Source organism: Herbaspirillum sp. AP02 (assembly GCF_015767275.1).
Classification (GTDB): Bacteria; Pseudomonadota; Gammaproteobacteria; order Burkholderiales; family Burkholderiaceae_D; genus Herbaspirillum.
The window spans coordinates 236,675-261,061 of sequence record NZ_JADWMY010000008.1; the positions used below are offsets into that span (position 1 = coordinate 236,675).

Here is a 24,387-nt window from a genome sequence, read left to right on the forward strand (position 1 = left end):
ATGCACGACATCATCTGCCCCCACTGCGGCAAAGCCTTCAAGATCGACGAAGCCGGTTATGCCGACATCCTCAAGCAAGTCCGTGACAATGCCTTCGAGCAGCAATTGCATGAACGCCTGGAGCTGGCCGAGCAGGACAAGCGCAACGCCGTCGAACTGGCCCGCGCCCGGGCTGAGGGCGAGTCGCAGAAGGCCGCCGCTGCACGTGATGCCGAAATCCAGGAATTGAAGGCCCGCCTGGAGGCCGGTGAACTCGCCCAGAAGATGGCCGTGGCCGAAGCCATGGCCAACGTGGAAAAGGAACGTGACCGGCTGGCCCATGACCTGGAGCAGGCGAAAAAGGAAAAGCTGTCCGACCTGCAACTGGCCGAGGCCCGCCTGGCCCAGCAACTGCAGCAGACCGTCAGCGAAAAGGATGCCGAGATCCAGGCGCTCAAGGCCAGGATGGAATCCATCGCCATCACCCAGAAACTGGCCGTCAACGAAGCGGTCGGCGTGGTGGAAAAACAGCGGGATGAGCTCAAGAGCAGCCTGGTGCGCGCCGAACTGGAAAAGCAGCTGGCCGAGAAATCGCTGAAGGACAAGTACGAAACCCAGATCAAGGACCGCGAAGACATGATCGAGCGCCTGCGCGACATGAAGGCGCGGCTCTCCACCAAGATGGTCGGTGAAACCCTGGAGCAGCACTGCGAGACCGAGTTCAATCGTATCCGTGCCACCGCCTTCCCGCGTGCCTACTTCGAGAAGGACAACGATGCCCGCAGCGGCAGCAAGGGCGACTACATCTTCCGCGATACGGACGAGGCGGGTACCGAGATCGTCTCCATCATGTTCGAGATGAAGAACGAGAGCGATCGTACCGCCACCAAGAACCGCAACGAGGACTTCCTCAAGGAGCTGGACAAGGACCGCCAGGAAAAGGGCTGCGAATACGCCGTCCTGGTCTCGCTGCTGGAACCCGAGAGCGAGCTGTACAACACTGGCATCGTCGACGTCTTCCATCGCTACCCGAAGATGTACGTGGTCCGCCCGCAGTTCTTCATTCCCATCATCACCCTGCTCAGGAATGCCGCGCTCAATTCCTTGAAATACAAGACCGAGCTGGCACTGGTGAAGGCGCAGAACATCGACATTACCAACTTCGAATCCGAGCTCGATACCTTCAAGACCGCCTTCGCCAAGAACTACGACCTGGCGTCACGTCGCTTCCAGACAGCGATAGAGGAAATCGACAAGTCCATCGACCACCTGCAGAAGACCAAGGAAGCCCTGCTTGGCACCGACCGCAACCTGCGCCTGGCCAACGACAAGGCGCAGGATGTCACGATCAAGCGGCTCACGCGGGGTAATCCGACCATGGCTGACAAGTTTGCCGATCTCAAGAAGGATAGCTCCGATAGCGAGCAATGATGCGCCGGAGCGAATCTTCGCCGACTCTTGGCAGTACGGCTAAGTTCGCACTGCCGTGAAGGTGGAAAATGCTTCCCGCAACGATCCATACAGATTCCGATACTGCTGCAATCTGTGGGCTGTCTGGGTCTGTTTCGTGGTGTCCGGCTGATACGCCTCCAAGACTTCAGGCGCCACGCAGACCCTTCCCACATCCTCCCCCGTATGCGCCAACCTCCCCAGGCGCGCTGCCCCCAGCGCCGCGCCGACCTCTGCCCCCGCATGTCGCCGCAAGGGAATCCCCAGCGCCGTGGCACACAATTCACCCCAGAACGCACTGCGCGATCCGCCGCCAACGAGGGCGGCGCTCTGCAACACGGTGCCCGCCGACTGCAGCGCTGCGTAACCATCGGCCATGGCAAAGGCCACACCTTCCATCACGGCATAGGCCAGGTGGGCGCTGTCATGCGCCGGTGTCATGCCGAACAGCACGCCCTTGGCATTGGCATCGTTGTGCGGAGTGCGTTCGCCGTTGAGATAGGGCAGGAAGATCGGTGCCTGGGCCTGTTGCGTCACGCTCAGGCGTTCGGCGCCGGCGACCAGTTCGGCCACCTCGCGACCGACCACGCCGGACAGCCAATGCAGGCTGGCAGCGGCTGACAGGATCACGCTCATCTGGTGCCATTGTCCTGGCAGGCAGTGGCAGAAGGCGTGCACGCCCTGTTGCGGGTTGGGGGCGTGCCGCTCCGTGGCGGCAAACAGGACGCCCGAGCTGCCTAGCGACAGGAAGGCATCGCCCGCCTGGATCACGCCGATGCCCACCGCGCTGGCGGCGTTGTCACCGGCGCCGCCGGCCACTACCACCGGGCCGCCGATGCCCCATTCGCGGCGCAATTCCTCGCGTAGCTGGCCGGCCACGGCGCTGCCTTCCACCAGGCGCGGCATGTGGCTGCGGTCCAGTCCGGTCGCCGCGAGCATGCGCTCGGACCAGTCGCGCCGCGCCACGTCCAGCCAGAGCGTGCCGGCCGCGTCCGACATCTCGGAGACGAACTCGCCGGTCAACTTCCAGCCCAGGTAATCCTTGGGCAGCAAGACCTTGTCGATGGCACGGTAGACCGCCGGTTCGTACTTCGACAGCCACAGCAGCTTGGGCGCGGTAAAACCGGGCATGGCGCGATTGCCGGTGATGAGGGCGGCATCCGGCACCAGCGCTTCCAGTTCCACGCACTCGGCGTGGGCGCGCATGTCGTTCCACAGGATGGCCGGGCGCAGTACGTTGCCATTGCGGTCCAGCAGGGTGGCGCCATGCATCTGGCCGGAGATGCCGATGCCGCGCAGCGCCGAGAAGGCCTGCGGGGCCTCGGTGCGCAGCGCGGCGATGGCGTCCTGCGTGGCGTTCCACCACGATTGCGGCGCCTGTTCGGACCACAGCGGGTGCGGGTTGTCCACGCGCAGCCTGGCACCGGTGATGGCGATGACGCGGGAGTCGTCGTCGGTGAGGACAAGCTTCACTTCGGAAGTGCCGAGGTCGATGCCCAGATAGCTCAAATCAATTTCCTTTGCTTGCAGAGTAGGGGTCAGGCCACTGCCCGGACGTCGTCATTGAGCCGGTGCAGCGAGCGGAAACGCGAGGGCGGCATGCCCTTGCAGGCCAGGAACTGGCGGTTGAAATTGGAAAGATTGTTGAAGCCCACCCGGTAGCACACCTCGGTCACGCTCAGTTCGGTGCACATCAGCAGTTCGCAGGCTTCGTTCAGGCGCAGGCCGTTCTGGTACTGGATGAAGGTGCAGCCGGTATGGCGCTTGAAGAAGCGGGTAAAACTGCTCACGCTCATGCCGGCCAGGTCGGCCACGTCCGTCTCGCGCAGGTTACTGCCGAGGTTCTGGCGGATATAGGACAGCACCTGGTTGATGGTGGACGACATGTGGCGTTGCGCGTTGAGGTCGTAACCCGGACCGGCCAGCGGCCTGCGTTCGGGGCAGGACGCCAGCTGTTCCAGCACCGACATCATCAGTACCACGCGCCGCGCACCGCCGGCCTGGGCCAGTTCCTGCATCAGCGGGGTGATCGATATCCCCAATGCATCGGGAAACTGCAGGCCACGCGCTGCGCCATCGAGCAGTTCCTGCAAGGGGGCCAGTTCGGGAATGGCACCCACCATGCGCTCCACGAAGGGGCGCGAGAACTGCAGTACCAGGTCACGGCCGGCCAGGTGCTGATCCTGCCCCAGGTTGCTGACCCAGTTGTGCGGCAGGTTGGGGCCGGTCAGCACCAGGTTGCCGGGACCGAAGTCGTCGATGCAATCGCCCACGAAGAACTTGCCGCTGGAGGCGGTAATGACGTGGACTTCATATTCGGGATGGAAGTGCCATTTGGCCACCGTGTGCGGGTAGTCATGCACCCAGGCCCTGAACGATTCGTCCTGGCGGGTATGCACCAGTTCCAGATCCGGACTCATGCTTGGTCTCCTTGCCATGCGGGCCGTCGTCATGCCAGGGGGCCGGCAGGGCGCCCTCGGGCAGCGACAGGTTCTCTCCGCTTGCTACATCGAACACATGCAGGTCATGCTGATCGAAGGCCAGTGTCAGCGGCGCGCCCGTTTGCGGCAGGCGCTCGGCAGGGACCAGTGCGGTCAGCGTCTCTTCACCGCAGCGGGTGGTCAGCAGTGCGTCGGCACCGAGAATCTCGACCAGTTCCACGCTGACCGGGCAGGTCAGGCTGGCGGCTGTGTCCCGCTGGCCGGCAATGCGGACGTAGTCGGGACGTATCGCCAACTTTACCGCCATTCCCTGGCGCAGGCGTGAAAACCTTTCACCTTTTAGCGCCCAGCTCTGATGGGCTGTGTCGATGATCACGTCCTGCCCTTGCCGCTGTACCACGCCGGAGAGGAAATTCATGGCCGGCGTGCCGATGAAGCCGGCCGCAAACAGGTTGCGCGGGTAGCGGTAGAGCTCGGCCGGGCTGCCGGCCTGGACGATGCGGCCCTCCTGCATCAGGACCACGCGGTCGGCCAGGGTCATCGCTTCCAGCTGGTCGTGGGTGACGTAGACGGTGGTGGTGCGCAGGCGCTGATGCAGGCGCTTGATGTCGCCGCGCAACTGGGCGCGCAGCTTGGCGTCCAGGTTGGAGAGCGGTTCGTCGAACAGGAACACCGAGGGCGTCTTGATGATGGCCCGGGCAATCGCGGCGCGCTGCTGCTGGCCGCCGGACATGGCGCGGGGCTTGCGCTCCAGCAGGGTGTCCAGGTTCAGCATGGCGGCGACCTCGCGCACCCGGCGGTCGATCTCGGCGGCGGGTCGCTTGAGCCGCCGCAGGCCGAAGGCGATGTTGTCATAGACATTCATGTGCGGGTAGAGCGCATAGTTCTGGAACACCATGGCCACGTTGCGATCCCGCGCCGGCAGCGCGTTGACCACCTGGCCGCCGATGGCGAGGGTGCCGCCGGAGATGTCTTCCAGGCCGGCGATCATGCGCAGCATGGTGGATTTGCCGCAGCCGGAAGGGCCCAGCAGGACCACGAATTCACCGTCGCCGATGTGCAGGTCCAGAGGGTGCAGCACCGGCGGGCCACCGGCATAGTGCTTGGCCAGTCCCTGGCAGTGGATGTCGGCCATGGTCAGCCTTCCATCTCGATCTGGATCTTGACGTCCTGGGGACGCCCGCTGGCAGCTTCCTCGAAAGCGCGGATGCTTTGCGAGAAGGGGAATTTGCGTGAAATGAAAGGCTTCACATCGATCATGCCCGAGCTGATCAAGGCCAGCGCCCGGGGGAAGATGTTGGCATAGCGGAAGACCGATTCCAGCCGCACTTCCTTGGTCTGCATGGCCACCACGTCCAGCGCCACCGGTTCCGGCGGCATGCCCACCAGCACCGCGCAGCCGCCCGGGCAGACCAGGTCCATCAGGCTCTGATAGACGCCGCCATGGCCGGAGGCTTCGAACACCACATCCGCGCCCCAGTCGCCGGTGAGCTGATGCACCACGTCCACCAGCGAATGCTGCGTTACATCGACCGTGGTGACGGCGCGGTTGCCGGCGAAGTGCGCCAGTTTCTCCGCCACCACGTCGGCCAGGATCACCCGTGCCGCGCCACCGGCCAGGGCGGCCAGAGCGGTCATCGCACCGATGGTGCCGGCGCCGATTACCACGGCCGTGTCGCCCGGTTTCATGCGCGCCTTGGTGGCGGCCTGCAGGCCGATGGACAGCGGCTCGACGATGGCACCCTCGGCGAAGCTGACATTGTCCGGCAGGCGATAGGTGAAGGCGGCGGGATGCACCACGCTGCCGGTCAGGCAGCCGTGGATCGGCGGCGTGGCCCAGAAGCGTACCGCCGGGTCGAGGTTGTACAGCCCGCGCAGCGTGGCCGGCGAATCCAGGCGCGGGATGCCCGGCTCCATGCAGACGCGGTCGCCCACCTTCAAATGGGTGACCTCGGCCCCGACCTCGGCCACCGTGCCGGAGGCCTCATGGCCCAGCACCATCGGCGCTTCCACCTTGAAGGGGCCGATGCTGCCATGGGTGTAGTAATGCAGGTCGCTGCCGCAGATGCCGACGGTATGGATGCGGATGAGTACATCCTGCGGTCCCACCTGTTGCGGCAGGTCGATCTCGCGCAGCTTCAGTTCGCGGGTGGCTTCGAGTACGAGGGCTTGCATGGAGTCTCCTATTTCGCTTTGAGCATGGAATTCAACAGCCGGCTCAATACGCCGACGAAGATCAGGGGCGGCAGCGCCAGCAGTACGGTGGAGGCATTGATCACCCCCCACGGTACTTCCTGGCCCATCGAGGTAAAGGCCGAAGCCACCACCGGCAAGGTGGCGCTGTTGGACGAGGTCAGGGCCAGGGCGATCATCAGCTCGTTCCAGACCAGCACGAAGCTGAAGATGATCCCGCCCAGCAGGGTGCCCGCGCAGTTGGGCAGGGCGATCTTCCAGAACACCGCATAGGGGCCGTAGCCATCGAGGGTGGCGGCTTCCTCGATCTCGCGCGGCATGCGCTGGAACACCGGGATCGACAGCCAGGTGATGGTCGAGAGCGTGGTCAGCAGATAGGTCACGATCATCGAGAAACGCGTGTCGTACAGGCCGAGGTCGACCCAGATCGCAATGAGCGGGATGGCCACAGCCACCGGCGGCAGGAAGCGCAGCGACAGCAGGAAGAACTGGATGTCGCGCTTGCCCGGCACGTGATAGCGGGCAATCACATAGGCTGCCGGTACGCCCATGAGCGTGCCCAGCAGTACCGCGCTGCCGACGATGACGGCGCTGTTGGTCAGGCCGGTCAACACTTCCGGGCTGCCGATGACCTGCCGGTAATTCTCCAGCGTGGGCGTGAAAATGAAGCGCGGCGTGGGCGTGACGATGTCCAGCAGCGTCTTGAGCGAATTGAGCAGCGCCCACAGCAGCGGAAACAGCGCCATCAGCACCAGCAGGATGCCCACGCCCCAGACGGCGCAGCGTGTGATCAGTCTTCCCATTTGCTCACCCGCTTCCAGATCAGGGTAAAGATCAGCGTGGTCGCCACCATCATCAGTACCGCCATGGTGGAGGCATACGAGACCTTGCCCGACAGCCCGATTCCCTGGGCATAGGCATACATGTCCAGCGTCTCGGTGGTGACGCCGGGGCCGCCCTTGGTCATCACGTAGATCAGGTCGAAGGAGCGCAGCGACTCCACCATCTTGATGAAGACCAGGCTCATCAAGGGCGCCTTCAGCATCGGCAGGGCGATGTAGGCATACACCTGCCAGGTGCGGGCATAGTCGAGCCGCGCCGCTTCCAGTGGTTCAGGAGGCAGCGTTTCCAGCAGTTTCAGCACGATCACGGCGAAGAACAGGCCCCATTGCCAGATATCCACCAGCGCCACCGCATACAGCGCCATCACCGGGTCGGACAGGAAGGCCGTGTCATGGATGCCCACCAGCCCCAGCAGCCAGCCCAGGATGCCGGTCAGCGGCGAATACATGAACTTCCAGATGAAGGCCGCCGACACCCGGGGCAGCAGTACCGGCGTGATCAGCAGCACGCACATGGCGTGTCGCCACTTGCCGTGGACGTTTTCGAAGAGATAGATGGCGATGAGTACACCCGCCACCACGGCGCCGACCACGGTCACCACTTCCCAGATCGCCGAGACTTCGATGGCGTTGAGGAAGCGCCGGTCCGACAGCAGCCTTTCCACATTGCGCAGCCAGACATAGTCGCTGTCGGGATAGCGCAGTACGCGGTTCTTCAGGGCCAGGTTGATGGCCGCCACCGTCGGCACCAGGCCCAGCACCAGCATCACCAGCAGCGACGGTCCCAGGAACAGGTAGGGCAGCGAGGTCTTTCCACGATTGAACATGCAGGACTCCGGAAGCCGCCGCGGCGCAGGGCCATGGCGGCGACATCGTCAAAGGTCGTTGTCAAGCCGCTGAGGGGCCGGCTTACTTGCGTGCGTGTTCCATCGCATCCTGCGCATATTGCGCAGCATCGTTGAGCGCGCGCGGAATGTCCTTTTGTGTGCCGGTGAACACTTCCTCCAGCGCCACGCCCAGGTTGTCGCCGATGTCCGGCCATTGCGGGCTGGGCCAGATGGTCAGCTTGGAGACCGGGGTGGTGTCCTTCAGACCGGCCAGGATCTGCGGTTTGACGTTCTTCTGGAAGTAGTCGCTCTGGACGGTGCTGTTGCGGTTGTAGTCGCTGAACACCTTTTCGCGCAGGCGGGCCTGTTCCTGTTCCTTGCCGGTGGCGAAGGCGATGAACTTGCCGGCTGCCTGGCGCGTGCATTCATCCTTGGCACCGACGGCCGAGATGGCCAGGCCGTGGCCATAGGCGGCCGAGGGCAGAGGGGCGGGCGGACGGGCATAGCCGACCTTGTCGGCCACGCTGGACTTGCTGCTGTCTTCCATCCAGTCGGCAAAGGGCGTGGACTCGATCATGAAGGCCACCTTGCCGGAGCGGAAGGCTTCCAGCGCATTGCTCCAGTCGTAGGTGGCAGCTCCCGGTGGCGCGTACTTGAAGAGGTCGGCATAGAGCTGCGTGGCCTTCACTGCCGCCGGCGAATTGAAGGCCGGCTGGTTGTTCTTGTCGGTCCAGCTGCCGCCTTGTGCCAGCATGAACGGCGCCCAGCGCCACACGTTCATACCCGAGCCGCGCTGGCCGCGTGCCACCCAGCCATACACACTGGGCGGGGAATGCAGCTTCTTGATGTCGGCCACCAGTTCGTCCAGGGTGCGCGGCACCGGCAGGCCGGCCTTCTCCAGCAGGTCGCGGCGATAGAAGAGGAAGTCCGAGCCGCCGATCAGCGGCGCGAAGTAGGCCACATCCTTGTAGCTGGCCACGGCGCGGCGGCCGGGCAGGAAGTCGTCGTAGTCGGCTTCCTTGGGGAAATACTTCAGCAGCGGCACGATCCACCCGGCCGAGGCGAATTCGGCCACGTTGGCTTCATCGACGTAGTAGACCTGGTAGGAGCCGGCCTTGGTGGAGGCGTCCAGGCGCGACTTGGCACGACGGTCGTTCTCGCCGAAGTAGCTGATCTCGACGCGGGTACCGCTGCGCTTCTGGTAATCGGCCAGCGATTTTTCCATCACGGTCAGGCCCAGGCTTTTCTGGGCCAGTACCTTCAGCACGGGGACGTTGCAGGACTGCGCCGATACCGACAGCGGCAGCGCAGCACCAAGGACGGCGCACGCGGCGCCCAAGTAGAACCTGTTCACGATTTGTCTCCTGATATTTTTTATCGATCACCAGTCACGTGTCACGTTGACGTGTCACGTATTGCGCGCAACCGCTTCGGGGGAACATAGCGGAGTGCCAACACAGCCTGTCTGACGGCCAGGCCAAGAGTACGAGCCCAGGGCGCGGCGCTCCACGCCAAAAGCGTGAAGGGCGGTGATACTTTTTGCTCAGGTTTTATGTGCGCTGCGGGATTTTGTATTGCCGGTGGCGCGTTCAGCGTACAGTGGGCGGCGCCGCCATGGCCGGCAGGCTGACGACCACCACCAGACCCGTGCCGGTGGCCGGCACTTCCAGCCGTATCGCGCCCTGCGAGGCTTGCACGATCTCGCGCACGATGGCCAGGCCCAGGCCGGAGCCGGGCTGGTCCGGGCGGGCATTGCGATAGAAGCGCTCGAACACGCGTTCGCGCACTTCTGCGGGGATGCCGGGACCATTGTCGGTCACCGTGACGATGATCTGCTTGCGCCTGTGCTCCAGCCCCACGGTGACCTTGCCGTCCTCCGGGGTGTAGCGCAGGGCATTGTCGATCAGATTCATCAGCATGCCGCCCAGTTGGGCTTCGTTGCCGGTGACCATGGCACTCTCCAGGGTGGTCTCCAGGCCGAGGTCGATGTTCTTCTTCAGGGCCAGCCCGGCCAGTTCTTCCAGCACCATCGCCGCTACCGACAGCAGGTCCACCGGGCCGCGCGGGAAGGCGCTGCCATTGGAGGCTTCGGCCTGCGACAGCAACAGCAGCTTGTTGGTCAGGTCGGTCATGCTGCGGCTGCCCTCCTGCAGCGAGGCCAGCACCTGGGCCACCCGCTGCGGATCCTCGAGCTGGCGGGCGAACTGGATCTGCGAGTCGATCACCGCCAGGGGCGTACGCAACTGGTGCGCGGCATCGGCCACAAAGCGCTTCTGCACGGTGACCTGGGCATTGAGGCGGAAGATGTATTGGTTGATCGCCTCCACGATGGGCCGCAGTTCCTGCTGCAGGCCACCGGCCTGCAGGGGCGTGAGCGAATCGGGCTGGCGTGTGGCCAGTGCGTCCTTGACCGCCAGGATGGGCCGCAATTCCATGGTCAGGCCCAGCACCACCAGGCTGATGGCCAACAGCAACAGCACGATCTGGCGCCGCAGCGAGGCATGCCACTGGTCGTCGATCATCTGCTGGCGACCCTGCATGGTCTGGCCCACCGAGACCGCCACCATGCGCAGCGTCCCCTCGTCGAACAGGGCGCGGATATAGCTCACCACACGCAGCGGCCGGCCTTCGAAGGTAGTGGTCGTATAGACCGGGTAGAGCGCCGCGAAGTCGGGCTGGGCGGGAAAATCGGGGCGGCCGGCCAGCAGCGTGTCGTCATCCATCCGCACCTGGTAATAGACCGCATCCTGGGCCGGCGAGGCGAACAGTTCCAGCGCCGCCGGCGGCACCGAGACCACTGGCGCGCCCTCGTTCCAGCCCACCTGGCCGGCGATCATGCGGGCCGAGGCCAGCAGGGCGCGGTCCTGCACCAGGGTGGCGCTGGAGACGGCGTTGTCGTAGGCGTCGCTGGTGGACAGGCCCACATAGACCGCCATCGGGATCAGCAGCCACCACAGCAGCCGCAGGCGCAGGCTGTCAATCATCTTTCTGGCGCAGCAGGTAGCCCAGCCCGCGCAGGGTCATGATGGCGGCCGAGGAATGTTCCAGCTTCTTGCGCAGGCGCGAGATGTAGATTTCGATGGCGTCCGCGCTGGGTTCTTCGGAGAGGCTGAAGACGCCTTTCATCAGCGCCGTCTTGGAGACCGTCTTGCCCTGCTTGAGCATGAGCACTTCCAGCACATCGTGCTCGCGTGCCGGCAGCGCCAGGGTGGTGCCGGCCACCGCGAACTGGCGCGTGTTGCTGTCGTAGACCAGGTCGCCACAGTGGATTTCGGCGGCCTTGTCGGGGGTCTGGCGGCGTACCAGTACCTTGATGCGCGCCACCAGTTCACGGATCTCGAAGGGTTTGACCAGGTAGTCGTCGGCCCCGGCGCCCAGGCATTCCACCTTTTCGTCGATGGAGCCGCTGGCGGTCAGGATCATCACCGGCACGCCGTTGTGACGCTCGCGCAGGCGGCGCAGCACGTTCTTGCCATGCATCTTGGGCAGCATCAGGTCCAGCAGCACGACGTCATAGTTCTCGTCGCGCAGCACCTGGTCGGCGATCTCGCCATCGGCGGCGATATCGACCTTGAACTTGTGTTCCTTGAGAATCTGCTCCAGCCAGTGGGCAAGCTGGGGATTGTCTTCGATCAGGAGCAATTTCATGCGGTAGTCTCGTGTTTGGTAGTCTCGTGTTTCTTTGGCATCTTTTTTGTTGCGCTGCAAATAAAAAAGCCGTTTTTTGGAAAGCTGGATGAAGGTTTCGGCTTCTTAGAATAGGCCCGCAGATCAATAAAAAGTGAAGATGGCGACAGACCATCCCACCCATAATCAGGAGGCAATCATAATGCGTCACGCCGTTCGTGTGTTTTCGTCCGCCCGCGCCACCCCTTTACGCCGTACCCTCATCGCCGCCGGCGCCACCGCCATCACCGCCTGCGCCCTGGCATTGGCCGCGCCACAGGCCCATGCCGCCGACAAGATCATCATCATGGTCGGCGGCATCAACAAGCTCATCTACCTGCCGCCCAAGCTGGCCGAAAGCCTGGGTTACTTCAAGGAAGCCGGCCTGGACGTGGAACTGCAGTCGCAGCCGGCCGGGGTCGATGCCGAGAACGAGCTGCTGGCCGGCGCCGTGCAGGCCGTGGTCGGCTACTACGACCACTCCATCGACCTGCAGAGCAAGGGCAAGGAAGTCACCTCCATCACCCAGTTGCTGCTGGTACCGGGCGGCATGGAAATGGTGCGCGCCGACCTGGCCGACAGCGTACGCAGCATGGCCGACCTCAAGGGCAAGACCCTGGGCGTGACCGGGCTGGGCTCGTCTTCCAGCTTCCTGGCCCAGTACCTGGCCAGCCGCGCCGGCCTGAAGTCGGGTGACTACTCGATGCTGCCGGTCGGCGCCGGCAATACGCTCATCGCCGCCATGAAGCAAAAGCGCGTGGACGTGGCCTGGACCACCGAGCCGACCACTTCCATCCTGCTGTCCACGGGCGCGGCCAAGGTGCTGGTGGACATGAGCAGCGTCGATGGCACCCGCGCCGCACTGGGTGGGCTCTATCCGGCCTCCAGCGTCTATGTACACCGCTCCTGGATGAACAGCCACAAGGCCGAGTCGCAGAAGCTGGCCACCGCCTTCGTCAAGACCCTCAGGTACATCCAGACCCATTCGGCCGAAGAGATCGCCGACAAGATGCCCAAGGATTACTACGGCGGCAACAAGGCCATCTACGTGCAGGCGCTGAAGGCGTCGCTGCCCATGTATTCGCCCGATGGCAAGATGCCCGCCGGTGGCCCCGAGCAGGTGTTGAAGGTGATGGCCGGCTTCAACCCCAACATCAAGGGCAAGAACATCGATCTGTCCAAGACCTATACCAACGAGTTCGTCGATCAGGTGAAGTAAGGCCTCCCTGCACGCACGCGCCGAACACCCTAGAATCCGCTGCATCCGCAGCATCCCGATTCGACCAACAGGAGACATCGTGAACAAGAACATTCGCCAAACCTTGCTGTCGCTGGCCGTGGCCGGCGCAACCCTGGCCGCTTTCCCCGGCCAGGCCTCGGCTGCCGCCAAGATCACCATCATGGTGGGCGGCATCAACAAGATGGTCTATCTGCCGGCCAAGCTGGCCGAGCAACTGGGCTACTTCAAGGAAGAGGGCCTGGACGTCGAGCTGCAGTCGCAGCCGGCCGGGGTCGACGCCGAGAACGAACTGCTGGCCGGTGCCGTGCAGGCCGTGGTCGGTTTCTACGACCACTCCATCGACCTGCAGACCAAGGGCAAGGAAATCACCGCCATCACCATCCTGGGCCAGGTGCCGGGTGAGGTGGAGCTGGTCTCCACCAAGGCCGCGCCGCACTTCCAGAGTATGGCCGATGCCAAGGGCAAGACCCTGGGCGTGACCGGGCTGGGCTCGTCCACCAACTTCCTGACTCAGTACCTGGCCTCGCGCCATGGCATTACCTCCAAGCAGTTCTCGGTGCTGCCGGTGGGCGCAGACAATACCTTCATCGCCGCCATGAAACAGGGCCGCATCGATGCCGGCATGACCACCGAGCCGACCGCCTCGCAATTGCTGAAGATGGGCGACGCCCAGGTGCTGATCGACATGCGCACCGTGGAAGGCACGGTCAAGGCGCTGGGTGGCCTGTATCCGGCTTCCAGCGTCTATGTGCAGCGCAGCTGGCTCAACAGCCACAAGGACGATGCACAGAAACTGGCGCGCGCCTTCGTCAAGACGCTCAAGTTCATCAACACCCACAGCGCCGAACAGATCGCCGACAAGATGCCCAAGGACTACTACGGCAACAACAAGCCGCTGTACGTGCAGGCCTTGAGCAACTCGCTGCCCATGTATTCGCAGGACGGCAAGATGCCCAAGGGCGGGCCGGAAACCGTACTGGCCGTGCTCTCGGGATTCAATCCCAACGTCAAGGGCAAGCACGTGGACCTGTCCAAGACCTATACGGATGAATTCGTCGACGCCGTGAAATAGGATCAGCGTCCGATAGCACCCCGGGACGGGCGCCGCCGCCGGTCCCGCTTCCGAACCATGCTTGATGCCATGATGCGAAATTTCGCGTCAGGGCGGTACTCAACCTCCAGCCCCGAAAGAGCCACCCGATGAATGCGATCAACCAGCACGCCTTCACCCCCGCCGGCAACGCCGCCCAGGAAACCCCGGCCATCGAATTGCGCAACGTGACCTGCCGCTTCATCACTGCCGACGGCAAGGCCACCGTGGCCCTGCGTGATTTTTCGATGAGCGTGGCCCGGGGCGAATTCGTGGCCGTGGTCGGCCCCACCGGCTGCGGCAAGTCGACCACGCTGTCGCTGATCACGGGTCTCTTGAAGCCCACCATGGGCGAGGTGCGCGTGATGGGGCAGCCGGTCAACGGCATCGATCCGCGCATCGGCTTCGTGTTCCAGAACGATGCCGTCTTCCCCTGGCGCAGCGTGCGCGACAACGTCGCCGCCGGCCCCATGTTCCGCGGCCAGTCCAAGGCCCAGGCGCATGCGCTGGCCGATGAATGGATACGCCGGGTGGGTCTGGACAAGTTCGGTGACCACTATCCGCACCAGCTCTCCGGCGGCATGCGCAAGCGCGTGGCGCTGGCGCAGACCTTCATCAACAGCCCCGAAATCCTGCTGATGGACGAGCCCTTCTCGGCTCTGGACATGCAGACCCGTACCCTGATGCAGGACGAACTGCTGCGCCTGTGGTCGGCCCATTCCGGCTCGGTGGTGTTCGTCACCCACGACCTGGAAGAAGCCATCGCCCTGGCCGACAAGGTCTATGTGCTGACGGCCCGCCCGGCCACCCTGAAGAGCGTCTATCCCATCGACCTGCCGCGTCCGCGCGTGATGGAAGAGGTGCGCTACGAGCAGCGCTTCATCGACATCTCGCGCCGCATCTGGGCCGATCTGCGCGAGGAAGTCCATATCGCCTGAGGGATCAGGCATCTGGCACCAGGTAGCCACCAGCGACCTTTCCCGACAACGAATCTGAATAACGAAATCCGACCACAGGTGAGCAACATGACACAAGCACAAGCAAGCCATTCCGCCGCGACGATGGACATCGCCGCCGTCGAAGCCGAGGCGCAGCGCAAGATTCGCGGCCGCCGCAACCTGGTCATCGGCCTGCGCATCGCCATCCTGGTGATCGTGCTGGGCGGCTGGGAAGTCTGCGCCCGCATCGGCTGGATCGATCCCTTCTTCTTTTCCCAGCCTTCGCTGATCGTGATCCAGATCTATGACTGGATGGTGGAAGGCACGTCCCAGGGCTCGCTCTGGACCCAGGTGCTGGTCACGCTGGAAGAAACGGTATTGGGCTTCCTGATCGGCTCGGTGGCCGGCGTCATCGCCGGCATCGTGCTCGGTCGCAACAAGCTGCTCTCGGATGTGTTCAGCCTCTACATCCAGATCGCCAACTCGATTCCGCGCGTGGTGCTGGGTTCCATCTTCGTCATCGCCTTCGGCCTGGGCATGGCTTCCAAGGTGGCGCTGGCGGTGGTGATGGTGTTCTTCGTGGTGTTTGCCAATGCCTTCCAGGGCGTGCGCGAGGCTGACCGCTACATGATCGCCAATGCCCAGATCCTCGGCGCCTCGCGCCGGCAGGTGACCATGGCGGTGGTGGTGCCCTCGGCGCTGTCGTGGATCCTGGCCAGCCTGCATGTGAGTTTCGGCTTTGCGCTGGTGGGTGCGGTGGTGGGCGAGTTCCTGGGTTCCAAGCAAGGCATCGGCCTGTTGATCTCCACCGCCCAGGGTGCCTTCAATGCCAGCGGCGTGTTCGCAGCCATGATCGTGCTGGCGGTGGTGGCGCTGGCGGCGGACTGGTTGCTGCACGCGCTGGAAAGGCGCCTGCTGAAGTGGCGTCCGCAGGCCTTCTGATGGGCCGGCCGCAAAAGTCTTAGAATGATGAAGTGAGGCGGGGACACGATTTCGTGTCCCCGCCGCTTTTTGTCATTGCATTGTCCATCGTGTTGCCTTCTTCTTTCAGCCGCCTTCCACCATGTCCGCCGACCAGCCGCAACGCCTGAACGAGTCTCCCGCCGCTTCTTCCGTCAATGACCCGGTCACCCAGCGCGCCTTGCTGTGGATCGTCGCCTCCGGCTTCTTCATGCAGACGCTGGACACCACCATCGTCAACACCGCCTTGCCGGCCATGGCCCGCAGCCTGGGCGAGCCGGTCCTGAACATGCACCCGGTGGTGGTGGCCTATACCCTGACGATGGCTTCGCTCACGCCCGCCTCGGGCTGGCTTGCCGACCGTTTCGGTACGCGCCGCATGTACTTCGCGGCGATCCTGCTGTTCGTGGTCGGTTCCATCCTGTGCGCCATGGCACCCACCTTGCCGATGCTGCTGGCGGCGCGGGTGGTGCAGGGGCTGGGTGGTTCCATGCTGTTGCCGGTGGGGCGGCTGGCGGTGCTGCGGGCCGTGCCGGGAGCGCAGTACATTGCCGCGCTGGCCTCGATCTCGATCGCCGGACAACTGGGGCCGGTGGTGGGGCCTGTACTGGGCGGCTGGCTGGTGCAAAGCCTGTCCTGGCACTGGATATTCCTGATCAATGTGCCCATCGGTGTGGTCGGGATGGCGGCGGTACTGCGCTTCCTGCCCGACGACAGCCTGGCCGGCACGCCGCGCTTCGACCTGCTGGGCTGTGCCTTGCTGTCGGCCTGCATGGTGGCGTTCTCGCTGGCGCTGGATGTGCCCTGCGATACGCAGCGCGGAGCCTGGAGCGCCGCCCTGTTCCTGCTGGCGGCGGCCACCGTGCTGGGGTACTGGTGGCATGCGCGCAGCCATGTGCGGCCGCTGTTCCGGCTGGGCCTGTTCGGTGAACCCAATTTCAGCATCGGCCTGGCCGGCAACCTGGTCTGTCGCATCGGTTCGTCCGCCGTGCCCTTCCTGTTGCCCTTGCTGTTGCAGGTACGGCTGGGGTATTCACCCCTGCATGCGGGCATGCTGCTGCTGCCGGCAGCCATCGCCGGCACCATCGCCAAACCGTGGATCGCGCCGCTGGTCAAGCGCCATGGTTATGACCGTTTCCTGCTGGTCAATACTGCCATCGTGGGTGTGTCCATCGTGTCCTTCGCCCTGATCACGCCGGGCTGGCCGCTGGTGGCGGCCATCGTGCAACTGGCCATCTTCGGGGCGTCCAACTCGATGCAGTTCGCGGCCATGAACAGCGTCACCCTCAAGGGCTTGCGCAAGGATGATGCGGGCAGTGGCAACAGTCTCTTTTCGATGGTGCAGATGCTGGCCATCGGCCTGGGCGTGACCATCGGCGGCACCATGGTCAATGCCTTCAAGAGCGCTGAGGGAGTCGCCACCAATGCCAGCTTCCAGATCACCTTCGTGATCGTGGGCGTGATCACCCTGGTCTCGGCCTGGGTGTTCCGCCGGATGGACCCGCGTTATTTCAAGTAAATGAGCTAAGGGATTTTCAGAGCGGCAGCGCTCAGGTGTCGCTCCACTGTCGCAGCAGGTTGTGGTAGCAGCCCACCAGCGTGCGCCGCGCCTGGGCGTCGGCGTCGGTCTGGTTCAGGCGCTGGATGGCGTTGTCCATGTCGAACAGCATCTGGCGCTGGCCATCGTCGCGTACCAGGCTCTGCACCCAGAAAAAACAGCCCATGCGCACGCCACGCGTGACCGGGGTCACGCTGTGCAGGCTGGTGGCCGGGTAGAGCACCATGTCGCCAGCGGCCAGCTTGACGCTGTGCATGCCGTAGCTGTCTTCGATCTGCAATTCACCCCCGTCATACTCGGCCGGGTCGGCCAGGAACAAGGTAGCCGAGACATCGGTGCGCAGCTTGCGACCATTGTGCGGATGGATGCGCACGCTGCCATCGACGTGCGCCCCGAAGCCCATGCCTTCGCCATAGCGGTTGAACATGGGCGGATAGATGAGGTTGGGCAGCGCCGCGCTGATGAAGCGAGGATGCCGCTCCAGTGCCCCGACGATGAGGTGCTGGCACTGCAGGGCTACCTCGGCGCGCTCGTCGATCTGCTGGTTGAATTTCAGTGGCGCGCCCTGGTAGCCGGCGGTCACGCGACCATCCACCCAGGCGGGACCGGCGGCCTCCAGCAGGTCGCGTACCGTCTGCAGGGTGGCCGGGTCCAGCAACTGAGGGATGGTGACGAGCATCGGTTTTCTTCTGCCTTACATGCGATAGGTGAGCGACAGCAGCGCGGTACGGCCCGAACCCGGGACCGAACGACCACCGTCGGACTGGATCAGCGCATCGTAATACATCTTGTCGGTCAGGTTGTACAGGTTCAGGCGGATGTCATAGGCCTTGGTGGTGTAGGCCAGCATGGCGTCATAGCGGGTGTAGCCACCGACCTGCACCGTGTTGGTGGCATTGGCATAGCGCTGCGACATGTAGGTCGCGCCGCCGCCGACCTGCCAGTGCGGGGCCAGGTCGTAGGTGGTCCAGGTGGTGAGGGTGTGCTTGGGCGTATTGACCGGGACCTTGCCGACCGAGGTATCGGAGACTGCACCGCCGATGACCTGGGCATCCAGGTAGGTGTAATTGGCGGCGACCTGCCAGTCACGCGTGATGCGACCGGTAGCGCCGGCCCGTGCGCCGTTCACCCGTACCGTGCCGGCCAGGGCATAGATCCCGGTCGAGACCAGGCTGCGGGCATTTTCCTTGGTGATCTGGAAGGCTGCTGCGCTCAGGGCCAGACCATCGGCCAGGTCCCATTTCCCGCCGAGTTCATAGGAGCGGTTCTTTTCCGGGTCCAGGTTCTGCTGGCCCAGGGTACCCGTCAACTGTTCCAGCGAGGGGTTGAACGAGGTGCCATAGGACAGGTAGTAGGCCTGTGCTGCGCTGGGCTGCCAGATCGCGCCCGAGCGCACGCTCAGGAAATTGACGGTCTGGTCGGCAGAGGCCAGTGCAGTGGAGCCTGAGGTGTTGCCGGCGTTGATCGAGTTGCTGATGCTGGCGATGTAGCGGTCATAGCGCAGGCCGCCGACCAGCTTGAACTGCGGCACCAGTTCGATGGTGTCGCCGACATAGGCGGCAAGGGTGTTGGCGCTGCCACCGGCATGGTTGCCGGCAGTATCGGCCACGCTGCTGCCGGCGGCGCTGTAGCTGGGATTGACCACGCTGACGCAATCCATGTAGCCGGTGGTGGCGCCTGCGGCATTCAGAGAGCGGCCGTTGCAGCTGCCGTTGCGGTAGTAGTTCTGGTTGTCGTAGCCGTCATGGCCCACTTCCACGCCCACCAGGGCATCGTGCTTGACGCTGCCGGTGGCGAACTTGGCCGCCAGCTCGGTCTGGTTGAAGATGGAGTAGTCGCGGATGTCGCGGTCATGGCTCTGGCCGCGCACGTAGAGGCTGGACAGCGGCAGGTTGCTGGTGGCATTGGTCAGTGCCGTGAAGCCGCTGGAAGAGACCGTGCCGATGGTATTGGGCGCGGTTTCCACGGCATCGGTATGCACGTAGTTGAACTGCGTCTGGCTGCGCAGGGTCACGTCGGGAGCGATCTTGTGCTTGATGCCGGCATTGAAGGAGGCCACGTCCTGGTTGGTGCGGTCGCTGTTGAGACCATAGGCGGTGTTGCGGTCGACATTGACGGGATGGCCGTTCAGCGGTGGCAGGCCGTAGTCGGGCTGGTCGTGGTTGTGCTGCAGCAGGGCCGACAGGGTGATCTCGGTGGACGTACCGATGCCCCAGACGTAGGAGCCGGCCAGGCCGAAGTCCTGTACGTCGGTCTGGTTGCGGGTGCTGGCCGCACCGTTCTGGGCCATGGCTTCGATGCGCAGGGCGGAGGTATCCGACAGTGCGCGGTTGACGTCGGCGGTGCTGCGCACCAGGCCGTTGGTGGTGACCGAGGCCGAGACTTCGGTGGCCGTCTTCAGGTTGGCCTTCTTGTTGACCTGGTTGATGATGCCGCCGGTGGAGCCCCGTCCGAAGAGCATCGAGGACGGGCCCATCAGCACTTCCACTTCCTCGATGGCGAAGGTGTCGCGGTAGTACTGGCCGCGGTCGCGGAAGCCGTCCAGGTAGATGTCGGTACGGGCCGAGAAGCCGTTCAAGTTGATGTTGTTGCCGATCTGGCCGCCCTCGGCGCCACCCAGGGTGATGCCGGACACATTGCGCAGCGCGTCGGCCAGCGAGCTCACGCCCTGCGACTGCATCTGCGCCTTGTTGACCACGGTTACCGATTGCGGCACGTCGTGCAGGTCGGCGGGCAGTTTGCTGATGGCGGTGCCGGTGCTGGCGAAATCGTCGCGGCGGCCTTCCACCGTGACCGGGGCCAGCTGGTTGCTGGCGGTCGCAGAAGTATTCGCAGAAGCGGATGCAGAAGCGGGCGCAGTCTGTTGCGCCAGCAGGGGCAGGGGAGCGGCAAAGGTGGCCAGCAATGCGGCGGCGATCGGCGTGAGACGGTTCATGTTCGTGTCGAGGTGAGTGGAGTAGAGAAACGAGAAGCCAATCCGGCTCGCGCCGGATTGGCTCCAATGGCTGGCTACTCCGTCCTTCGACATGAAGACCGTTTGGCTGGCTGATGACCAGTATTGTTGTTCTGTACATGCCAATGATTTTTATTCACAGGCACGGCTGGCAAGATTAAGCAGGCAAGCTGACAAATGACTGTCATCAAGCTGACGCCAAACTGAGTGTGACAAAAAAGTAACACCGTCCGCCGGCCCCGGGCTGCCTAGGGCAATCCCCGATTTGCAGCATTGGCGCGGCTGCAATACGATGCAGCGTCACGCAGAGGTTTTGCGCTGTTTTTTCTCTTTCGAAGTTCCTATGAATGTTCTGCTGGTCGAAGACGACCCGGTGCTCACCGACGGCTTGTCGCGCGTGCTCAATTCGCATGGATTCACCGTGCATACCGTCAACAACGGCCACGATGCCCTGTCGCAGCGTTTCAATGCGGCCGTGCTGGTGCTGGACATCGGCCTGCCCGGCATCGATGGTTTCGAGGTCCTGCGGCGCATGCGCGCGGCCGGCAACAACACGCCGGTGCTGCTGCTGACGGCGCGCGACACCATTCCCGACCGCGTGCATGGCCTGGAACTGGGCGCCGACGATTACCTGGTCAAGCCTTTCGCCACGCCCGAACTGGTAGCGCGCATCAAGGCCCTGATCCGTCGCAGCGCGCCGCAGCCGGCACAGCTGACCGTGGGCGGCCTGTCGCTGGACAACGCCACCAAGCGCGCCGACATCGATGGTCGCAAGATCGAGCTGTCCCTGCGCGAATGGACGGTACTGGAATATCTGATGCAGCACGCCTCGCGGGTGGTCTCCAAGCAGCAGATCATCGACGCCGTTCTGCCCTGGGGCGAGGATTTCACCATCAATGCGGTGGAAGTCTATGTCTCGCGCATCCGCCTCAAGATCGCCGACTCCGGGGTGGTGATCCGCACCATCCGCGGTTTTGGCTACATGCTCGAAAAGAGCGAGACCTGATCCCGGCTGGCAGCGCATGTCCGACACCGCCGCGGCCAGCCCATCGCCGACCCACGCCAGCATCCGGCGCGACCTGCTCAAGTGGCTGATCGCGCCGCTGCTGTTGCTCAACCTGGTCGGCGCCGGCCTGACCTACTGGCTGGCCTGGCTGCCGGCCCAGCACGCCTTCGACCAGAACCTGATGGATTCCACCTGGGGCCTGTACGCCCAGGTGCGCCACCGGCAGGAACGCACCACCGCCGAACTGACCCAGCAGGCCGAGCAGATCCTGCGCAGCAACCACTCCGATACCACCTTCTTCGCCGTGCGCAATACCGAAGGCCAGATCGTGGTGGGCGACAAGGGCTTTCCGAATCTGCCGGAGAGTGATGTCTTCGACCGACCCATCAATTTCGATGGAGAGATGCGTGGCGAGCCGGTGCGCATCGCCGCCATGCAGGTACGCGTGAAGAACGGCATCATTTCGGTGGCGGTGGCCGAAACCATCCGCAAGCGCGACCGGGCCCACTACACCATCCTGCTCTCCTTCCTGCTGCTGGACGGCGCGCTGACCTTCGGTTCGCTGTCGGTGGTGCTGATTGCCGTGCGGCGTGGTCTGCGTCCGCTCAAGAGCCTGCAGCGCAATCTGGAGCAGCGCGACCACGGCAAGCTGGGCGCCATCGATGGCGCCGGCGCGCCGGTCGAACTGCAGCCATTGATCGTGGCCATGAACGAACTGTTGGCACGCATCAACAAGGGCGAACAGGCGCAGCAGAACTTCATGGCCGATGTCGCTCACCAGTTGCGCACGCCTCTGACGGGGCTCAAGCTGCAACTGGAGCTGCTGCACGACAAGCATCAGGACCAGCCCGATACGGCCCGTTCCCTGGCGATGATGAATTCCTCGGTGGAACGCATGATCCGCCAGAGTCGCCAGTTGCTGGCCCTGGCGCGTTCCGAGCCGGGCTTGTTCGAGAGCCGCAAGCTGGAGGAGCTGTCGCTGGACAAACTGCTGGAAGAGTCGGTCCAGCACTTCATCGAAGAGGCCGACAAGAAGCGCATCGACCTCGGCTTCGACCTGCGGCCAGCGCGCATGCGCGGCGACCGATTCCTGCTGAGCGACCTGATCGACAACCTCATCGATAACGCCGTGCGCTATTCGCCCCTGCATGGCACGGTCACGGTGCGCTGCCTGGCGGAGGACGGTGCTGCCGTGCTGACGGTGGAGGATTCCGGGCCGGGCATTGCGCCGGAACATCGCGAGCTGATCTTCGACCGTTTCTATCGCGCCAACGACAAGGTGGCCGGCAGCGGCCTGGGCCTGGCCATCGTGCGCGAGATTGCGCATGACCATGGCGGCGTGATCAGCGTCGATAGCGGCGAGCACGGGCTGGGCACGCTCTTCACGGTGCGCTTCCCGCTGGCGGCCTGATACCTGGCGCCTTGCGCCGCATCCGAACCTCGCTCTCCCAGTTCTGTCTAAACGCCTTCTTCGTGACAATCCAGGAGTCAACATGACGGACAAGGTCCTGCAGAGCGGTACCCACATCGCCCGCTATGAAGCGGTGGAAAAACCCGACGAGGGATTCGAGGCGCAGGTCTTCGTGCGCCTCTCGCGTGAACCCGAGATCGCCGAGACCTACATTCCCGTGGGCCTCTTCCCGACCGAGGAAGAGGCCCTGGCCAGCGCCCGTGAGCGCGCCCAGCGGGCCTTGAAGGAGCATGAATTTTGAGCGCCCCGGTGTTTTCCCTCACCCCCTGCGCCCCGCCTTCGGGGTCGCCACGCCGCCGCACCCTGTTGCTGGGGGCCGCCGCCGCTGCCGCACTGGTGCTGGCCGGTTGCGCCTCCAGTGGCATGCGGGACAGCGCGGCACCATCCTCCTCGACCCTGTTCGAACTGCGCGGTGCCACCACGGTGCCGACCCAGGGTTGGGTCAAGGCGCAGATCAGCGATCCCCCGGGCGGCGACATCTACCTGGCGCCGCGTGTGGCCCTGGATGCCAGCGACGTGCAGCGCGCCACTGCGCAGAAGGATGCGGCCGGTCGCGCCATTCTGGTACTGCAATTCTCGTCGGTCGGGACGGCCAGGCTGGCGGCGGCTTCGCGTGAATTCATGGGGCGCCAGCTGGCGGCGGTGCTGGAAGGCCGTGTCACCAACGTGGCCAGGGTGGAGGGGCCGATGACCATCAATACCATGGCCCTGACCGGCTTGCCCAGTTTCGAGGAAGCGGTGCGCCTGGCACGTCTGTTCCCCAATCGTTAGGGCCTCTTTACACTTCATCACTTCAACACCTGCAGATTAGGTGGGAGCGGCCCTGGCAAGCAAGCACTGGCCCGGCCGGGCAGGGCATGCTAATGTCCTGCCCATTGCACGCCACCGCGGCTTCACGTACGAGCCCAACAATAACAATGTCCGTCGCCCGCCATATCGTCCAGGTCCACCCACGCTTGCTGATCGGCATTGGGGTGGGCATCGTCGCCGCCGTCTGCATTCCCGCGTCCACCTGGACAGGTCGTAGCCTGATCGGCTGGAACGCAGGTGTGTGGTTCTATCTCCTGAGCCTGTGGCTGATGATGGTGCGGGCCGATGCCGGCGCCGTCAAGCGCCTGGCCGAGACCGAGGACGAGAGTGCCCAGGTGGTGCTGGTGATGGTCTGCGTGGCCGCCATCGCCAGCCTGCTGGCGATCCTGCTGGAACTGGCCGGGGGCAGTCACCATAGCGAAGGCGGGCGCCTGCTGCGGTATGCCTTTACGGCTTCCACCGTATTTGGTTCCTGGGCCCTGATCGGGACCATCTTCACCTTGCATTATGCGCGGCTGTTCTATGCCGACGATGACGATCCCGACGCCCTGCCGCTGCGCTTTCCCGAAGGGCAGCGCAGTCCCGACTACTGGGATTTCCTCTATTTCGCCTTCACCATCAGCGTGGCGGTGCAGACTTCCGATGTCGGCGTGGCCTCGCGCTCGCTGCGCAAGTTGGTGCTGGCCCACTCGCTGATCTGCTTCATCTTCAATGCCGCCATCATCGGCCTGTCCATCAACATCGCCGCCGGCCTGGCCGGCAGCTGAGCCGGTCGGCGCCACTGGTTGTCGGCGCCAGGATGTCAGCGCAATGGAACCGAACCGGCGGGCGTCTGTCCTAGCCGGGTTCATGCAGTCCCAGACAGTCCCAGGCCGGGCGCAGCGTGAACCGGTAGGCCACCGTATAATGGCCGGCTTTCCGTGTGGCAAAAGGCAAGACCAGGGGAGGGGGACAAAGAACCCCC

The 24,387-nt window shown here is 64.2% G+C and carries 22 protein-coding genes; 11 read left to right on the plus strand and 11 right to left on the minus strand.

Going from position 1 to position 24,387, the window contains the following annotated elements:
* Complete coding sequence (locus I5R65_RS17215) at window positions 1-1,410, plus strand: DUF2130 domain-containing protein (RefSeq protein WP_180669056.1); 1,410 nt, start codon at window positions 1-3, stop codon at window positions 1,408-1,410.
* Between the two features lie 39 nt (window positions 1,411-1,449).
* Here the strand turns inward: I5R65_RS17215 and xylB are convergent, their stop codons facing one another.
* From xylB to I5R65_RS17260, 9 genes are all read right to left on the minus strand, one after another.
* A complete protein-coding gene (xylB, locus tag I5R65_RS17220; protein ID WP_180669057.1) occupies window positions 1,450-2,937 on the minus strand; it encodes a xylulokinase in 1,488 nt (495 codons plus the stop codon).
* Between the two features lie 29 nt (window positions 2,938-2,966).
* Window positions 2,967-3,848 carry an AraC family transcriptional regulator gene (locus I5R65_RS17225; protein WP_180669058.1) on the minus strand — a complete coding sequence of 294 codons (882 nt, stop codon included), beginning with the start codon at window positions 3,846-3,848 and terminating at the stop codon, window positions 2,967-2,969.
* Window positions 3,784-5,004, minus strand: a complete 1,221-nt coding sequence (locus tag I5R65_RS17230) for an ABC transporter ATP-binding protein (protein WP_180669059.1) — start codon at window positions 5,002-5,004, stop codon at window positions 3,784-3,786. The genes I5R65_RS17225 and I5R65_RS17230 overlap by 65 nt, the downstream gene beginning before the upstream one ends.
* Window positions 5,005-5,006: 2 nt before the next feature.
* The gene (locus I5R65_RS17235) at window positions 5,007-6,044 is read right to left on the minus strand and encodes an NAD(P)-dependent alcohol dehydrogenase (RefSeq protein ID WP_180669060.1); all 1,038 of its coding nucleotides are present in this window, start codon (window positions 6,042-6,044) and stop codon (window positions 5,007-5,009) included.
* 8 nt (window positions 6,045-6,052) lie between these two features.
* Window positions 6,053-6,865, minus strand: coding sequence for a carbohydrate ABC transporter permease (locus tag I5R65_RS17240; RefSeq protein WP_180669061.1), 813 nt, complete (start codon window positions 6,863-6,865; stop codon window positions 6,053-6,055).
* Window positions 6,853-7,731, minus strand: a complete 879-nt coding sequence (locus tag I5R65_RS17245) for a carbohydrate ABC transporter permease (RefSeq protein ID WP_180669062.1) — start codon at window positions 7,729-7,731, stop codon at window positions 6,853-6,855. Before I5R65_RS17245 ends, I5R65_RS17240 begins: the two co-directional genes overlap by 13 nt.
* A gap of 82 nt (window positions 7,732-7,813) precedes the next feature.
* The gene (locus I5R65_RS17250) at window positions 7,814-9,085 is read right to left on the minus strand and encodes a sugar ABC transporter substrate-binding protein (RefSeq protein WP_180669063.1); all 1,272 of its coding nucleotides are present in this window, start codon (window positions 9,083-9,085) and stop codon (window positions 7,814-7,816) included.
* A 235-nt stretch (window positions 9,086-9,320) separates the two neighbouring features.
* Window positions 9,321-10,715, minus strand: a complete 1,395-nt coding sequence (locus I5R65_RS17255) for a sensor histidine kinase (RefSeq protein WP_180669064.1) — start codon at window positions 10,713-10,715, stop codon at window positions 9,321-9,323.
* Complete coding sequence (locus tag I5R65_RS17260; RefSeq protein WP_006462850.1) at window positions 10,708-11,379, minus strand: response regulator; 672 nt, start codon at window positions 11,377-11,379, stop codon at window positions 10,708-10,710. Before I5R65_RS17260 ends, I5R65_RS17255 begins: the two co-directional genes overlap by 8 nt.
* Window positions 11,380-11,560: 181 nt before the next feature.
* On the opposite strand from I5R65_RS17260, the gene I5R65_RS17265 reads away from it, so the two are divergent.
* From I5R65_RS17265 to mdtD, 5 genes are all read left to right on the plus strand, one after another.
* Complete coding sequence (locus I5R65_RS17265) at window positions 11,561-12,616, plus strand: ABC transporter substrate-binding protein (protein WP_180669065.1); 1,056 nt, start codon at window positions 11,561-11,563, stop codon at window positions 12,614-12,616.
* A gap of 79 nt (window positions 12,617-12,695) precedes the next feature.
* Window positions 12,696-13,709, plus strand: coding sequence for an ABC transporter substrate-binding protein (locus tag I5R65_RS17270; RefSeq protein ID WP_180669066.1), 1,014 nt, complete (start codon window positions 12,696-12,698; stop codon window positions 13,707-13,709).
* 128 nt (window positions 13,710-13,837) lie between these two features.
* Complete coding sequence (locus tag I5R65_RS17275) at window positions 13,838-14,665, plus strand: ABC transporter ATP-binding protein (RefSeq protein ID WP_006462847.1); 828 nt, start codon at window positions 13,838-13,840, stop codon at window positions 14,663-14,665.
* Between the two features lie 87 nt (window positions 14,666-14,752).
* Window positions 14,753-15,607, plus strand: a complete 855-nt coding sequence (locus I5R65_RS17280) for an ABC transporter permease (protein WP_180669067.1) — start codon at window positions 14,753-14,755, stop codon at window positions 15,605-15,607.
* 121 nt (window positions 15,608-15,728) lie between these two features.
* Complete coding sequence (gene mdtD, locus I5R65_RS17285) at window positions 15,729-17,144, plus strand: multidrug transporter subunit MdtD (protein WP_219341844.1); 1,416 nt, start codon at window positions 15,729-15,731, stop codon at window positions 17,142-17,144.
* A 31-nt stretch (window positions 17,145-17,175) separates the two neighbouring features.
* Here the strand turns inward: mdtD and I5R65_RS17290 are convergent, their stop codons facing one another.
* Window positions 17,176-17,862 carry a Fe2+-dependent dioxygenase gene (locus I5R65_RS17290; RefSeq protein WP_180669068.1) on the minus strand — a complete coding sequence of 229 codons (687 nt, stop codon included), beginning with the start codon at window positions 17,860-17,862 and terminating at the stop codon, window positions 17,176-17,178.
* Window positions 17,863-17,877: 15 nt separating this feature from the next.
* Entirely contained in the window at window positions 17,878-20,118 is a 2,241-nt protein-coding gene (locus I5R65_RS17295; RefSeq protein WP_180669069.1) for a TonB-dependent siderophore receptor, read from the minus strand.
* A gap of 361 nt (window positions 20,119-20,479) precedes the next feature.
* Here I5R65_RS17295 and I5R65_RS17300 point away from each other — a divergent pair, with 361 nt between their 5' ends.
* The 5 genes from I5R65_RS17300 to I5R65_RS17320 all read left to right on the plus strand — a co-directional run bounded on the left by I5R65_RS17300 (window position 20,480) and on the right by I5R65_RS17320 (window position 24,190).
* On the plus strand, window positions 20,480-21,142 hold the full coding sequence (locus tag I5R65_RS17300; RefSeq protein ID WP_006462842.1) for a response regulator transcription factor: 663 nt from the start codon (window positions 20,480-20,482) through the stop codon (window positions 21,140-21,142).
* Between the two features lie 16 nt (window positions 21,143-21,158).
* Window positions 21,159-22,553 (plus strand): sensor histidine kinase, encoded by a 1,395-nt coding sequence (locus I5R65_RS17305; RefSeq protein ID WP_180669070.1) that lies wholly within the window; start codon window positions 21,159-21,161, stop codon window positions 22,551-22,553.
* An 82-nt stretch (window positions 22,554-22,635) separates the two neighbouring features.
* Complete coding sequence (locus I5R65_RS17310; protein WP_102664222.1) at window positions 22,636-22,854, plus strand: hypothetical protein; 219 nt, start codon at window positions 22,636-22,638, stop codon at window positions 22,852-22,854.
* Complete coding sequence (locus tag I5R65_RS17315) at window positions 22,851-23,384, plus strand: preprotein translocase subunit SecD (protein WP_180669071.1); 534 nt, start codon at window positions 22,851-22,853, stop codon at window positions 23,382-23,384. The genes I5R65_RS17310 and I5R65_RS17315 overlap by 4 nt, the downstream gene beginning before the upstream one ends.
* Before the next feature lie 146 nt (window positions 23,385-23,530).
* On the plus strand, window positions 23,531-24,190 hold the full coding sequence (locus I5R65_RS17320) for a DUF1345 domain-containing protein (protein ID WP_180669072.1): 660 nt from the start codon (window positions 23,531-23,533) through the stop codon (window positions 24,188-24,190).
* Window positions 24,191-24,387 lie beyond the last annotated feature (197 nt).